Here is a 13,465-nt window from a genome sequence, read left to right as displayed (position 1 = left end):
GGTGTTACGGATGATGAATTAATAGACAGGGACTACAAATCTAAAAGAATTGGAGTGGAGAAAATGAGTAAAGTCAATGTGGCGATCATCGGTTCGGGGAATATAGGAACGGATTTGATGTACAAATTAGAACGAAGTCAACTGTTAAATTTAACGGCAGTTATAGGAATTGATCCTCAATCGGACGGATTAAAGAAGGCAAAGGAAAGTGGGTACCAAATATTTAGTAATGGGATTGATGCAATCAGGAATAATCCCGATTTGGCTGAAATTGTTTTTGACGCGACTTCAGCAAAAGCACATCTGGTGAACGCTGAAGTATTAAAGGAGTTAAATAAGATAGCGATCGACTTAACACCGGCTGCAGTAGGTCCTTTAGTTTCTCCAGCGGTCAACGGTAATACGTTTAATACCGCTTCAAACATAAACATGATAACTTGTGGCGGACAAGCAACAATCCCGATGATCCATGCAGTGAATCGAGTTGCAGATGTTACATATGCCGAGATTGTAGCAACTATTTCAAGTAAAAGTGCAGGACCTGGGACGCGTGCAAATATTGATGAATTTACTATTACGACTCGGAGGGGAATTGAAGAAGTTGGTGGAGCTGATAAAGGCAAAGCACTTATCTTGATTAATCCAGCAGAGCCTCCGGTACTAATGAGGGATACTGTTTATTGTCAAGTGAAAAACATGGATACTGAAGCGATTACAGAATCGGTAAACGAAATGCTTCAAGTTGTTCAAAGTTATGTTCCGGGTTATCGATTAAAACAAGAATTGCTATTTGATGAGGACAAAGTGACAATTTTGTTAGAAGTTGAAGGAGCAGGAGATTATTTTCCGGTGTATGCTGGAAATCTCGATATTATGACAGCTGCGGCAGTAAAAGTGGCAGAAGAGCAAGCGCGAAGAATATTACATGAAATAGAAGAGGTGACGAAATGACGGAGAAGTTAGTAAAGTTGACGGAGGTATCCCTTCGTGATGGAAGCCACTCGGTATCGCATCAATTCACAGAAGAGCAAGTTGGCGCTGTTGTAACGGCATTGGATGAAGCTGGAATGCATTACATAGAAGTGAGTCATGGGGATGGATTAGGAGGATCGACCTTACAATATGGAAAATCCCTTGTGGATGAAATGAAATTGATCGAAACGGCCGTTGCGGCGGCCAAATCTTCAAAAATTGCAGTATTGCTTATACCTGGTATCGGGACAGTACATGAATTAAAACAAGCCCATGAACTTGGGGCGAAGTTAGTGCGAGTGGCTACACATGTAACAGAGGCAGATGTTTCGGCTCAACACATTGCTAAAGCGAAAGAACTTGGGATGGAGGCATTAGGTTTTCTGATGATGGCTCATTCAGCTCCGGTTGAAAAACTTGTTGAACAAGCAAAGCTCATGGAAAGCTACGGAGCTGAGGCTGTCTATATTACTGATTCGGCGGGTGCATTATTACCGGATCAAGTAAGGGAACGTGTTCGAGCACTCCGCCAAGAGTTGACTTGTGAAGTAGGCTTCCATGCACATAATAACTTGTCGCTTGCTGTAGCAAATACATTGATTGCGATTGAAGAAGGTGCTACAAGAATTGACAGTAGTGTTTGCGGTTTGGGCGCAGGTGCGGGCAACACACAAACAGAGGTTTTAACAGCGGTATTGGATTTAATGGGAAAAAACCCTGGTCTTGATATTTATAAGATGATGGACCTTGCACAAAACGTCGTGACACCAATCATGAAAAGGCCGCAAATTGTTGACAAAGGAAGTTTGGCATTGGGGTACTCTGGGGTCTATTCAAGTTTTCTAATTCATTCCGAGCGGGCGGCAAAAAAATTTGGTCTGGATCCAAGAGACATTTTAATAGAATTAGGAAAAAGAAAGGTAGTCGGCGGACAAGAAGATATGATCTTGGATGTTGCTTCAGAGCTAGCAAAAATGAAGCAACTTTAAAGAGATTGATATATGGGCATAGGGTATGAGGATTTGGGCTTAACACAGTATTATCATCTTAATCTGTAACTATTTAGGGAGGTACTATTTCGAAGGGGAATTGTCCACGTACGACAAAGCTGAGTGAAATTTTCAAGTAATTCAGGTCACCTAAATAGTTACAATAATATTGACAATGGGAGTGGTTTAAATGATTTTAAAATCCAATGAATCTTTAATAGAAGAATCAGCAGATAACCGTACTAGAACTAGAGCGCTTTTTGCAAGTGCAATTGGAAGTGCAATTGAGTGGTATGATTTCTTTCTTTATGGAACAATGTCCGCATTAGTTTTTCAGACACTTTTTTTTCCAAACAACGATCCTTATGTTAGCTTAATGCTTTCTTATGCATCTTTTGGATTAGCATTTCTTGTGCGTCCTATTGGAGGTGTTTTATTTAGTCATATTGGCGATCGCATTGGTCGGAAAAAAACATTAATCATAACCTTATCCATTATGGGTGGCTCAACAGTTCTAATGGGTTTATTACCTAATTATAATACGGTAGGAATATGGGCGCCCATATTGCTTATCTTATTGAGGCTTCTTCAAGGGTTGTCTCTCGGAGGAGAATGGGGTGGGGGGCTGTTATTAGCGGTTGAATATGCACCTAAAAATAAACGTGGTTTTTACGGAAGTATCCCACAAATAGGTGCGATGATTGGGCTAAGTTTAGCATCGCTATCTGCTTCACTTTTGACAAATCTTCTTTCAGAAGAGGCATTCTTAAGTTATGGATGGAGAATCCCTTTCTTACTTAGTATTGTACTAGTTTTGACTGGTTTGTGGATTCGAAAGGGAATTGGGGAAACGCCATCATTTCAAAAAGTTGTTTCATCTGGTGAGACAGTAAAAGTCCCGCTGTTTGAAACACTGACTAAACATTGGCGTGCAGTATTGACTACAATCGGTGCAAAATTTATTGAAACATCTACGTTTTTTATTTTTGCAACATTCACTATTTCATACGCGGTTGATACAGTCGGATATGATAGACAAACCGCATTAAATGGTATTTTGTATGCCGCTCTACTTGCTATACCTGTTATGATGATTGTTGGTTCAATATCAGACCGTATCGGTCGTAAAAAGATGTTTATTGCTGGTATTATTTCAATGTTTCTATACGCAATCCCTTATTTCTGGATTTTATCATTCAAAACTCCTTTTGCATTAACTATAGCTATTATCATAGGGTTTGCAATTATTTGGCCAATGTACGGTGCAATACTAGGAACACTTTTTGCAGAGAGCTTTAGCGCAAATGTACGCTATACAGGAGTTTCGCTAGGGTATCAAGTAGGAGCTGCTTTAGTAGGTGGACCTGCTCCACTTATTGCGACTGCTTTACTTGTAAAATACAACAATAACTATATTCCTATTGCCATATTTATAATGTTAGCTGCTGTGGTATCTTTAATTGCCATTTTATGCACTCGAGAGAAGAAAGGTAGAGACCTGGATGAGTGACTTTGAATAAATAAGCATTCTAATTATATACAAAAGGATTATTTTAAATCAGGACTAGTAAGAATATTTACCGAGAGAATGCTTTAGGTGGTAAAAGTCCCCTAAAGCATTTCGATTTTAAACAAATTCCGATTCAAATCTCTTAAAAGATAGCAAGTGATTAAATTATTTAGCAATATCACTTTTGATAAGAGAAAGACAGTTTAACGTATTAGAAAAACATCTAATTCTTATTGAGGGGTGAGAATATTGAAGAAAAATATTATTAAGGAAAAGTTAAATGCAGGGAAGTGTGTATATGGTCCTTGGATGATGACGGCAAGTATCGATACTGCAGAAATTCTCTCTAATGTAGGCTGTGACATGATAATGATTGACGGTGAACACGGAGCTATGAATCTTGAAACTGCTGGAAGACTAATTTCTCAGATCAAATATACTGAAACCACTCCATTGTTACGAGTTCCATGGAATGATATTACAATGGTGAAGCAAGGACTGGATACGGGTGCCTCAGGAATAATGATTCCAATGATTAATTCTAAAGAGGAAGCGGAACGGGCAGTCCAGTATTGCCATTACCCTCCTAAAGGTATACGTGGCTTTGGTGCGGGAAGAGCAAGCTTATTCGGTATTAATAGTGAAAGTTATTCGCAGTATGCAAAGGAAGAAATCTTAGTAATTCTACAAATTGAACATTTCAATGCCGTAGATGCTATAGATGAAATTCTTTCTGTGCCTGGTATTGATGTGGCATTTATTGGTCCCTTTGATCTTTCCAGTTCTATGGGATTAATGGGACAATTTGATCATCCCGATATGCAATCTGCAATGGTGAAGGTGATAGATTCTTGTGCTAGACATAATGTTGTGCCAGGTATTTTGACTGAACCTGGTTTAATGGCAAACCACATTGATTTAGGCTTTCGTTTTTTATTAGGTGGAATTGACGCAATGTTTATTCATCAGGGTGCAAAGCAATGTTTAGAGGAGTTTGAAAAATCTACTAGTCGTTGATTGGAACATCTCTCCAGCAGGAAATGGGCTGGAGGGATGTTTTTTGATTAGGGCTCCCTGTGTAAGACAAGCGTAATTCTTTGACTAAACTATCTATTAAGTTTAAAATAATATTGAATTCAAGATATTCGAATTCGAGTTTTAATTGCTTTGTCTATATTTATGAAAAATACTTTGTAAAAGGAGAGATTTTAAATGAATTTTGAAGGTAAAGTAGTCATTGTTACAGGTGCAGCAGGCGGAATTGGAAAAGAAGTTGTAAGAAAATTAGCTAATGCACAAGCAAAAGTTGTACTTGTTGATTTAAATGAAGACGCAGTCAAAGCCGTTCAATCAGAGCTTAATTTAACAGAAGAAAATAGCTTAGTAGTGAAAGCAGATGTTTCCAATGAAGAAAATGTTAAAAATTATGTGGATCAGACAATCACTAAATTTGGTCGCATAGATGGCTTTGTAAATAACGCTGGGGTTGAAGGACCAGCTAAACCACTCGAAGAAATTACAGAAAAAGAATTTGATTTCGTTTACGGAATAAACGTTAAAGGAGTACTTTTCGGTCTTAAATACGTGTTGCCAATTATGAAAGAACAAAAATCAGGTTCTATTGTCAATACTTCATCAGTAGCTGGTTTAATTGGTTCACCAAGCATGATATTATACAACTCTTCTAAACATGCTGTAATGGGTATAAATAAAGTTGCTGCATTAGAAGCAGCAGCATTTAACGTTCGTGTAAACACAGTAAACCCAGGTGTAATTAACACACAGATGATGCGTAAAATTGAAGCGAATGTCGCACCAGATGCAGCAGAAGCAGCACAAGCAGCTTATAATGATGCAGTGCCAATGAAACGCTATGGTGAACCTGAAGAAGTAGCAAACGTAATTGCGTTTTTACTTTCCGATGAAGCTTCTTATGTAAGCTCATCTTCATTCACTATTGATGGTGCTTTATATAACGTATAATTATAGAAATATACTAGAAGAAAACATAAGAGGTAAAAATCTTCCAAAAAGAAACCGAACGAATGTTGATATATCAGCACTCGTTCGGTTTCTTTAAATAGTAATTCAGTAGAAATTCCTATTTTGGCACATTATGATTAATACCATCGTAGTATTAATCATCTTTGTTCAAATTATGCAGTCTGGTTGGCAGCGCAAGAAAACTATCAAACTTAAATACTTATTTCTTTTCGTAAACTAGAAGAAGGAATATTAAGTTCTTCTCGATATTTACTAATCGTTCGTCTAGATATGTTAATCCCATTTTCGGTATTTAAATAATCGGCTATTTTTTGATCGGAAAACGGTTTTGTTTTGTTTTCGTTCTTTATAAAATTGGCTAAAAGTTCTTTTACCTCTGTTTGGGAAATGGAACTTCCGTCTGCCGTTTCTAACTTGGATGTGAATAATGACTTGAGATCAAATGAGCCTCGTGGTGTCTGGATGACTTTGTGCATTGTTGCTCGACTTACCGTTGATTCATGCATATCAATTTCAGCAGCAACTTCTTTTAGTGTTAGTGGCTTTAAAGCGCAAAATCCTTCTGTAAAAAACTTTTTTTGTTTTTCTAGAAGTACAGTTACTATTTTCAATATGGTGGAACGCCGTTGCTCAATACTACTTAACAACCATTTATAATGCGTATACTGATTGTTTATGTATTTGGATGTCTCATCCTTTTGTTGAAGTAATCCCGCATACTCATTATTAAAATGAATTTCAGGTAAGTATCCGTCATTTAAATAATAAGAGAGGTTTCCTTCTTTATATTCTACAATGATATCTGGGTTTAAATATTCCACTGATTCATCTGAAATTCCGAAAAATGGTTTTGGATTAAGAGTCTGAATGAAATCATACATTTCCTTTACATCTGCCAATGTAATCTTCATACAACGTGCAATCTCGTTCCATTTTCGTTTTGCTAATAATTCTAAATGATTTTCGATTAAGGATTTAACTAGCTTTTCTTCTGGATAATCATATATTACTTGTAGAAGCAAGCATTCTTGTAAACTTCTAGCCCCTATTCCAACTGGTCCAATTTGTTGCAGAAGATGAATACCTCTATTGATAGTGGTGTCGTCAAAAGAGGCTTGATCGTTTATACGAAAATAGCCACTATCGTCTAAATTATAAATGATAAAGTGGAGAAGTTGCTGATCTTCTTTCTGTTTAAATAACAACTTAACTTCTTTAACTAGCTTTTCTCTCATACAAATATCTCGACTTCTTACAAAGTCAATTAGTTGGTCAGTGGAAGTAGAAGATGCTGCTTTTCTAGTGAATCTTTCATCAAATGAAAAATCCTTTGAATGCTCTTCTAGCTCTATTAATGGGTTTTCTAATTCTTTTTCTTTTATATATTGGTAAAGATCATAAGTGGAGTATTGTAAAAGTTCAATGGCTTGCCTTAGCTGAAAAGTCATCGTTAAACTTTGTTCTTGTCTTTGATTGAGAACGAGTTCCATAGTTATCCCCCTCATAAACCTTAAAATTTTGAAAGCGTTTTCTTATATTTATCCCCTATTATACTACGTATTTATTTGATTTACGATGAAAAAAAGAATATTTTTAATAGTATGATATAATTCTTGGTTGGGAGAGAAAATAGAGGTTATATAAAAAGGAGCAAGGCAATTTTGTATACCGAGCTCCATTTAAATTCACATTAATTTCTTTCTCTTACGAATCATTAAGAAAATACCGAACAAAACACCAATAAACGACATGATCGAAATAATGAAATAAAACGCATGCCCACCTAATTCGTTATATATATATCCTCCTGCATAAGATGCGATAATACCGGACATTCCAAAGAACAGTAGTGCAAGAACAGTTTGTCCGGTAGCTCTCCATTCTTTGGGCATGATTTGGTATAAATATTGGATAGCTGCAGTATAAAAAATAGGGAATGTAACCATCTGTAGTATTTGAACGACCGTCAACGCAATTGGACTTGTAACAAAAGCAGAAGCTAGAAAACGGACAAAATAGAAAAACGTCGCAATCGTGATCATCTCAAGCTCTTTGCCCTTACGAAGCCACCAAAAACTTAACGCAAAAATAACAATCTCACTAGTTGCAGCAATAAAGAATGCTATTCCTACTAGTGAAGTGTCCCCTCCAAGGGCTAGCATATGAATCCCCAAAAATGTATCATTCATACGTGCTGGTACCGAACTAATAAATACCAATAGTAAAAATAAAAGCATCTCCTTATTTTTTAATACTTGTTTAAGTCCAGCCATTGTGATTGGTTTGGATGAAGCTTTTACATTAGGCATCAACCATATAACACCAAACGATATAAGGCCCAGTAATACAAATAATATAGCTATACTACTCATACCAAAATAATCCATCGTAAACCCAGCGATTAGAGACAAAACTGCATAACCAAGTGCGCCATATGTGCGAATGGAACCATAGCTGATGCGCGCCATTTCAGAAACCGTGAAATTTAAGCTCTCCGTTAGTGGATCAAGTGGCATGAGGAAAAAATAAACGAGCAATGCAAAAACAACAAGTAATACAAAGCTATTTACGTTAAATAAAAAGTATCCCGAAACTGCAGTAAAAAAAACGAGTATTAGCATGACCTTACGAATGGTTTTCGTCTTATCACTTATAAATCCCCATAATGGTTGAGCAATTAATGTCACAAAGCCCCCAGTTCCAATAATTAGACCTATTTCACTAGCGGATATACCTTGTTCTCCTAAATATACTGGTAAAAAAGGAATAAAGAGTGCAAGCAAACCGAAAAATAAAAAATTATATCCTTTTAATAATACATGTACTTTCAAATAAATTCTCCTTAAGTAAAACTGAGATGATTGGTTTTATTGTAACTGATTGTGGTAGTGAATAAAATAATCAGAAGGAATATAATAGCATATTTGTTTAACTCATAGTATAGAAAAAAGGAAAAATCCATCGCGATAGAGAAAATTGATAATAAGAAAAAATATGGAGGTCTCACAATGGGTAATCTTGATAAAAAGAATCGTTTGGATGAAAAACCTTTTAGTTATCAAATTACTAAAGATAATTCTGTTTTCATAGAATTTCATGGAAAACGGGTGAAAATTTTAAAAGGCAAAGAGGCAGAAAAATTTTTAGAAAGAATAGAAGATGCAGAAGACGAAAAAGAAGAACAATTAATTTTAGCGAAAATAACTGGTAACTTTAAAAGAGGGAATGAGCGAAGAAATTAGAGGGTGTGGGAAGAGAATGTATAGGAAATATGGGGATCGTTCAGATTGGAAACGAATTATTCAAAGAGAGTATGCTCAATCTTACGTAGAGACAAAAGATTTTACAGGATACATTACACTTTTAAAACTAAATCAAGTTACGGAGCCGCTATGGGTACAGTATGAAGAAAATAGCATTTGTATAGTAGATGATAATTATTTGTGGCTACAACATTTTCCGGTAGGGAAAAATTATTCCGTCACTACAATGTTCGATGTTAATGGGGAAATCGTACAGTGGTATATTGATATATGTTATGAAGTTGGTATTGAGAATAATGTCCCTTGGATGGATGATTTAATTTTAGATATTGTTGTTTTACCTACTGGAGAGATCTTTCAATTGGATGATGAGGAACTAGAAGAGGCATTAGAAAATGGAAGCATTAATCAGAAAATGTATGACTTAGCACGAGAAGAGGCGAATAGAATTACTGCAAGCATTAAGGAAGAAAAATTTAATTTACTTCACTTTTCAAAGATTCATAAAGAAGTTTTAAAGGTACATCTACAAAGGAGTGCAAATGAACATGCGTAAAGTGGTGGTAGCAGCGTATTCAGACGATTGGAAGAAAAAGTTTGATGAAGAAGCAAGAGAGCTTCAAAAGATTTTTGGTATAGAAATTCTAATGATCCATCATATTGGAAGCACATCTGTAAATGGTCTAAGTGCAAAACCAATTATCGATATGATGCCAGTTGTTCGAGACATTACAAAAATCGATACTTATAATGAAGCAATGATTGCTATTGGATATGAGCCTAGAGGAGAAAACGGTCTTCCAGGTCGTAGGTATTTTCAAAAGGGTGGAGATCAAAGGACCCATCATGTCCATATGTACGAAATAGGTAATGGTGAAATTGATCGACATATTGCATTTCGAGATTATTTACGAATGCATGCGAATGCCGCAAAGGAATATGCAGATTTAAAAGAAGCGTTAGCAAAACAGTTTCCATACGACATTGAATCATATATTAACGGAAAAGAGCATCTAGCATCAGAGATAGAAAGAGAGGCACTTAGATGGTTTAGAGAATTTAGTTATAGTAGTATTAAGGGAGTGGAGATATGTTAAAAAACGAAATAAATACGCTATTAAAAATAGAATACCCTATCATCCAAGCTCCAATGGCTGGAGGGATTACTACTTCGGCGTTAGTAGCTGCTGTTTCCAATAATGGTGCACTTGGGATGATTGGAGCTGGGTATTTAAGTCCCGCGCAATTACGGGATCAAATTAGAGAAGTGAAGCAACTAACATCTAAAGGCTTTGGAGTGAACTTATTTGTTCCAAATAATTTTGAGGTAGTTGAAGATGAAATAGAAGCAGCAAACAACTTATTACATAAATTCCGTTCACAATTGAAGATAGAAAATGGGAACAATGCATTGCCGAGTATGGAAAAAACACTTCAAGCATACAATGAGCAAATTCAAGTTATTATCGATGAAAAAGTCCCAATTTGTTCCTTTACGTTCGGTGTTCCTTCTATAGAAGTAATCGCTCAGTTAAAACAGCAAGGTACTATTTTAATCGGAACTGCTACGACAGTAGTAGAGGCAATGGCTATTGAGAAACTACGAATGGATGCTGTTGTTGTGCAAGGAAGTGAAGCGGGGGGACATAGGGGTAATTTTATAAGTAGACACGACGAAAGTTTAGTTGGTTTAATGTCATTGATTCCCCAAGTTTCAGACCAAGTATCTATTCCGGTAATTGCAGCTGGAGGTATAATGGACGGTAGAGGATTAATCGCGTCTCTATGCTTAGGAGCAAAAGCTGTTCAAATGGGCACAGCCTTTTTAACATGTGAAGAGAGTGGAGCCCATCCTGTTCACAAAGAAGCAGTTTTACATGCAAAAGACGAAGATACAATATTTACTCGTGCATTTTCTGGAAAATGGGCAAGAGGCATTCAAAATAAATTTACTATTGAAATGCAAGCTCATAATGCGGAAATACTTATGTTTCCGGTTCAAAATACACTCACACAATCGATTCGAAAAGCTTCATCTTCCCAAAATAATAAGGACTTTATGTCGCTTTGGTCCGGTCAAAGTCCCACACTAGCTAAAAATGAGACAGTAGAAACGCTTATACAACGAATTATTAAAGACGCCGAAAGAAGGATGATTTAAATGATAAACAATCTTACAAAAATGAAGATATTAAAGCCAACTAGTGAAGTATTTGAAGCTTTCGTTGATCCGACAAAGATTGGGGAATTTTGGTTTTCTTCGAGCTCAGAAAGATGGGAACAAGACAAGACAATTACATTGGAATATAAAGAATATAATGCTACTGGTGAGATTCACGTATTAGAAATCGTAGAGAATAAAAAAATTATATTTCAATGGGGCGAACCTGGACAAGAACATATTGTAACGATATCTCTAACAGGTCTAGATGATTTAAGCACGCTTGTTGAAGTGAACGAGGAAGGTTTTAAAGAAGATGATCCAGATTTTCTCAACCAGCTGATTGGCAATAAAGAGGGGTGGGTGTTCATGCTGACTTGTTTAAAGGGCTATTTGGAGTTTGGTGTGAATCAATTGAGAACAGGATTAGCAATGTAATAATGAACAAGAAAAATTAAAAATAAAACGCCTGAAGGGAAATATGTCATTTTCTTCGGGCGTTTTTCATTTAATTTAATGCCCAACGAACAAAAGTATAAATTCCAGTCACAAATAAAGCTACAAATATTTTAAATAATACACTATAGTCTTCACTAGAAAGAGAAGCCCAAATGAATATAAGAAGGAAAAAACCAACTAATGATATTAAGTCCCTTAAATTATTGGAGAAAAACTTTTTTTGATTCATAAAAATCTCCTATCCAGTTAAAACCTTCTCTTGTTCGCAAGTTTCATTGCTTTCCCTGTATTGGCAAAATGCCATTTGGTGATCGATTTCAAAAAATCTTCTCCATGTTTCAAATAAATTTTCGCAGCAATTTCATCGACTTTGCTGCTCGCTCCTTTCGGAATCGTCGTACCTGAAATTTCAGTAAGACGGTCCATTTCTTTTAAGAATGCATATCTTGCAATAATGGAAGCTGCCGCAACAGAAACATGTAGTTGCTCGGCTTTTGTAGAAAATAGCACATTTTCACGAATAATTTCTTTTTCCGCTTTAATATGATTATAGTAAATGCCACGTTCTGCAAACTGATCGATTAAAATATACGCTGGTTTTTCTGGAGCCATTTTTTTCAATACATGTTTAAGTGCTTGGTTATGCATTAGCGCTTTTATTTTTCCTTGGGACCATCCACGACTTTGTATGTCATTATATTTTTCATTTTTTAACACTAGTACGCTATGTGTTAATGTGGCCATTAAATCAGGAGCCATTTTACGCATAATATCATCGGTCAGCATTTTTGAATCCTTTACCCCAAGTTCTCTCACAAGCTCGACTTGATCTTCTCGAACAAAGCAAGCTGCAACAGTAATTGGGCCGAAATAGTCGCCAGTTCCTGTTTCGTCAGAACCAATGACTGAATGAGATGCAAAATTTTCTGGTAATGTATCTCCTTTTATATTTCCGTTAGACACTTTTTCCACTTGTTTATTTGAAACTCCACTCCAGAGTGAAGCTTCCCTAGCTGCTCCATTTCCTTGAAACATGACTTTGCCAGATTTATAGATGGTCACCGCTGTATCTGCTAACTTTGCTGCGAAAACAACACCAGGAGCGGATCGATCTACTTTATATTTGGCATAATACGCTCTTACTTTTTCTATTTCATCAGGTTTCATCAATAATACTTCATTTGACATTCGTTTGTTCCTTTCTTCACATCGTAATCTATTTCGTGTTATTATTGTAATTAGGATTTTCTGGGGAGGGTATGACTTTGTCAGAACAGCAAAAAACGAGAATTTCTGTTGATATATATGGGCAAACTTATAAAATGGTAGGCTCTGAAACTACTGGTCATATGCGACTTGTAGCCTCCATGGTGGATGATAAAATGAGAGAGATCCATGCACATAATAGTCAGCTAGATATTCCCAAACTTGCGGTGCTTACTGCTGTTAATGCCGTAAACGATTACATAAAAGTAAAAGAGCAATTAGAAATACTAGAAGCAGAATTGAAAAAATTAAAGGACTGAAAAAATGTTTGATATTCTTATATTAATCTTATTAGTAGCCGGTTTAATCACCGGAGCAAAACGTGGGCTAATTGTCCAACTTATTCATATGACTGGTTTTATCATAGCGCTTATCGTTGCGTACACTTATTATAAACCACTTGCGGACAAATTTGTTCTATGGATACCTTTTCCAGCGGTAACAGCAAGTTCTAAGTTGACCATCGCAGTGGAAAACTTGGAATTGGACCAAACTTTTTACCGAGTGATTGCATTTGTTCTGATTTTTATAGCGGTGAAATTCGCCCTTCAGTTAATCGCATCGATGTTTGATTTCCTAAAGTATTTGCCTATACTTGGCTTTGTAAGTAATCTTGTTGGAGCCGTTTTAGGTTTTATCGAATTTTACTTTATCCTTTTTGTAATACTATACGTTCTTGCCCTTTTACCAATCGATTTAGTTCAAAATTTAATAGCGAATTCCATTTTAACTGAATGGATGTTGGAACATACACCGATTTTATCAGAATTAGTGAAGAATTGGTGGTATATCTATATAGAAAAGTAACTTCTCTCAGTAGAGGGAAGTTTTTTACTTCATC

General features: G+C 36.1%; 16 protein-coding genes. 12 read left to right on the top strand and 4 right to left on the bottom strand.

Annotation, left to right across the window (positions count from 1 at the left end; genetic code table 11):
- Positions 1-63: 63 nt before the first annotated feature.
- The 5 genes from ACIQYS_RS01400 to ACIQYS_RS01380 all read left to right on the top strand — a co-directional run bounded on the left by ACIQYS_RS01400 (position 64) and on the right by ACIQYS_RS01380 (position 5,454).
- Positions 64-951: an acetaldehyde dehydrogenase (acetylating) gene (locus ACIQYS_RS01400; RefSeq protein ID WP_402973741.1), complete on the top strand. Its 888-nt coding sequence runs from the start codon at positions 64-66 to the stop codon at positions 949-951.
- Positions 948-1,961 (top strand): 4-hydroxy-2-oxovalerate aldolase, encoded by a 1,014-nt coding sequence (dmpG, locus tag ACIQYS_RS01395; RefSeq protein ID WP_402973738.1) that lies wholly within the window; start codon positions 948-950, stop codon positions 1,959-1,961. Before ACIQYS_RS01400 ends, dmpG begins: the two co-directional genes overlap by 4 nt.
- Before the next feature lie 190 nt (positions 1,962-2,151).
- On the top strand, positions 2,152-3,471 hold the full coding sequence (locus ACIQYS_RS01390) for an MFS transporter (RefSeq protein WP_402973736.1): 1,320 nt from the start codon (positions 2,152-2,154) through the stop codon (positions 3,469-3,471).
- A 249-nt stretch (positions 3,472-3,720) separates the two neighbouring features.
- Positions 3,721-4,488 (top strand): HpcH/HpaI aldolase family protein, encoded by a 768-nt coding sequence (locus ACIQYS_RS01385; RefSeq protein ID WP_402973733.1) that lies wholly within the window; start codon positions 3,721-3,723, stop codon positions 4,486-4,488.
- Positions 4,489-4,683: 195 nt separating this feature from the next.
- Positions 4,684-5,454 (top strand): SDR family NAD(P)-dependent oxidoreductase, encoded by a 771-nt coding sequence (locus ACIQYS_RS01380; RefSeq protein WP_402973730.1) that lies wholly within the window; start codon positions 4,684-4,686, stop codon positions 5,452-5,454.
- Positions 5,455-5,666: 212 nt separating this feature from the next.
- On the opposite strand, the gene rpoN is transcribed toward ACIQYS_RS01380, so the two are convergent.
- Together rpoN and ACIQYS_RS01370 are read right to left on the bottom strand one after the other, a co-directional pair.
- Positions 5,667-6,965: an RNA polymerase factor sigma-54 gene (rpoN, locus tag ACIQYS_RS01375; RefSeq protein ID WP_402973727.1), complete on the bottom strand. Its 1,299-nt coding sequence runs from the start codon at positions 6,963-6,965 to the stop codon at positions 5,667-5,669.
- Between the two features lie 195 nt (positions 6,966-7,160).
- The gene (locus ACIQYS_RS01370) at positions 7,161-8,306 is read right to left on the bottom strand and encodes an MFS transporter (RefSeq protein ID WP_402973724.1); all 1,146 of its coding nucleotides are present in this window, start codon (positions 8,304-8,306) and stop codon (positions 7,161-7,163) included.
- Positions 8,307-8,483: 177 nt separating this feature from the next.
- Between ACIQYS_RS01370 and ACIQYS_RS01365 the strand changes: the two genes are divergently transcribed.
- From ACIQYS_RS01365 to ACIQYS_RS01345, 5 genes are read left to right on the top strand one after another with little or no spacing between them, the layout of a single operon-like run.
- Positions 8,484-8,717 (top strand): hypothetical protein, encoded by a 234-nt coding sequence (locus ACIQYS_RS01365; protein WP_402973721.1) that lies wholly within the window; start codon positions 8,484-8,486, stop codon positions 8,715-8,717.
- 16 nt (positions 8,718-8,733) lie between these two features.
- Positions 8,734-9,294 carry a ribonuclease FAU-1 family protein gene (locus ACIQYS_RS01360; protein WP_402973718.1) on the top strand — a complete coding sequence of 187 codons (561 nt, stop codon included), beginning with the start codon at positions 8,734-8,736 and terminating at the stop codon, positions 9,292-9,294.
- On the top strand, positions 9,287-9,835 hold the full coding sequence (locus ACIQYS_RS01355) for a GrpB family protein (protein ID WP_402973715.1): 549 nt from the start codon (positions 9,287-9,289) through the stop codon (positions 9,833-9,835). The genes ACIQYS_RS01360 and ACIQYS_RS01355 overlap by 8 nt, the downstream gene beginning before the upstream one ends.
- Entirely contained in the window at positions 9,829-10,899 is a 1,071-nt protein-coding gene (locus ACIQYS_RS01350; protein WP_402973712.1) for an NAD(P)H-dependent flavin oxidoreductase, read from the top strand. The genes ACIQYS_RS01355 and ACIQYS_RS01350 overlap by 7 nt, the downstream gene beginning before the upstream one ends.
- Entirely contained in the window at positions 10,900-11,337 is a 438-nt protein-coding gene (locus tag ACIQYS_RS01345) for an SRPBCC family protein (protein ID WP_402973709.1), read from the top strand. It abuts the gene before it with no gap.
- 70 nt (positions 11,338-11,407) lie between these two features.
- On the opposite strand, the gene ACIQYS_RS01340 is transcribed toward ACIQYS_RS01345, so the two are convergent.
- A complete protein-coding gene (locus ACIQYS_RS01340; protein WP_402973706.1) occupies positions 11,408-11,587 on the bottom strand; it encodes a hypothetical protein in 180 nt (59 codons plus the stop codon).
- Between the two features lie 17 nt (positions 11,588-11,604).
- Complete coding sequence (rnhC, locus tag ACIQYS_RS01335) at positions 11,605-12,546, bottom strand: ribonuclease HIII (RefSeq protein WP_402973703.1); 942 nt, start codon at positions 12,544-12,546, stop codon at positions 11,605-11,607.
- A 77-nt stretch (positions 12,547-12,623) separates the two neighbouring features.
- On the opposite strand from rnhC, the gene zapA reads away from it, so the two are divergent.
- Positions 12,624-12,884, top strand: a complete 261-nt coding sequence (zapA, locus tag ACIQYS_RS01330) for a cell division protein ZapA (protein WP_402973700.1) — start codon at positions 12,624-12,626, stop codon at positions 12,882-12,884.
- A gap of 4 nt (positions 12,885-12,888) precedes the next feature.
- On the top strand, positions 12,889-13,431 hold the full coding sequence (locus tag ACIQYS_RS01325) for a CvpA family protein (RefSeq protein ID WP_402973698.1): 543 nt from the start codon (positions 12,889-12,891) through the stop codon (positions 13,429-13,431).
- Positions 13,432-13,465 lie beyond the last annotated feature (34 nt).

The organism is Psychrobacillus sp. NPDC096426 (genome assembly GCF_044762745.1).
Lineage (GTDB): Bacteria > Bacillota > Bacilli > Bacillales_A > Planococcaceae > Psychrobacillus.
The sequence above is the reverse complement of the archived record's forward strand: the minus strand, read 5'-3'. Positions and strand labels throughout refer to the sequence as shown.

Excerpts from the sequence above, each read along its gene's own strand:
- ACIQYS_RS01400 (WP_402973741.1), top strand. The coding sequence starts at position 64 with ATGAGTAAAGTCAATGTGGCGATCATCGGTTCGGGGAATATAGGAACG.
- ACIQYS_RS01380 (WP_402973730.1), top strand. The coding sequence starts at position 4,684 with ATGAATTTTGAAGGTAAAGTAGTCATTGTTACAGGTGCAGCAGGCGGA.
- dmpG (WP_402973738.1), top strand. The coding sequence starts at position 948 with ATGACGGAGAAGTTAGTAAAGTTGACGGAGGTATCCCTTCGTGATGGA.
- ACIQYS_RS01340 (WP_402973706.1), bottom strand. The coding sequence starts at position 11,587 with ATGAATCAAAAAAAGTTTTTCTCCAATAATTTAAGGGACTTAATATCA.
- ACIQYS_RS01350 (WP_402973712.1), top strand. The coding sequence starts at position 9,829 with ATGTTAAAAAACGAAATAAATACGCTATTAAAAATAGAATACCCTATC.
- rnhC (WP_402973703.1), bottom strand. The coding sequence starts at position 12,546 with ATGTCAAATGAAGTATTATTGATGAAACCTGATGAAATAGAAAAAGTA.
- ACIQYS_RS01325 (WP_402973698.1), top strand. The coding sequence starts at position 12,889 with ATGTTTGATATTCTTATATTAATCTTATTAGTAGCCGGTTTAATCACC.
- ACIQYS_RS01345 (WP_402973709.1), top strand. The coding sequence starts at position 10,900 with ATGATAAACAATCTTACAAAAATGAAGATATTAAAGCCAACTAGTGAA.
- ACIQYS_RS01360 (WP_402973718.1), top strand. The coding sequence starts at position 8,734 with ATGTATAGGAAATATGGGGATCGTTCAGATTGGAAACGAATTATTCAA.
- ACIQYS_RS01355 (WP_402973715.1), top strand. The coding sequence starts at position 9,287 with ATGCGTAAAGTGGTGGTAGCAGCGTATTCAGACGATTGGAAGAAAAAG.
- rpoN (WP_402973727.1), bottom strand. The coding sequence starts at position 6,965 with ATGGAACTCGTTCTCAATCAAAGACAAGAACAAAGTTTAACGATGACT.
- ACIQYS_RS01365 (WP_402973721.1), top strand. The coding sequence starts at position 8,484 with ATGGGTAATCTTGATAAAAAGAATCGTTTGGATGAAAAACCTTTTAGT.
- ACIQYS_RS01390 (WP_402973736.1), top strand. The coding sequence starts at position 2,152 with ATGATTTTAAAATCCAATGAATCTTTAATAGAAGAATCAGCAGATAAC.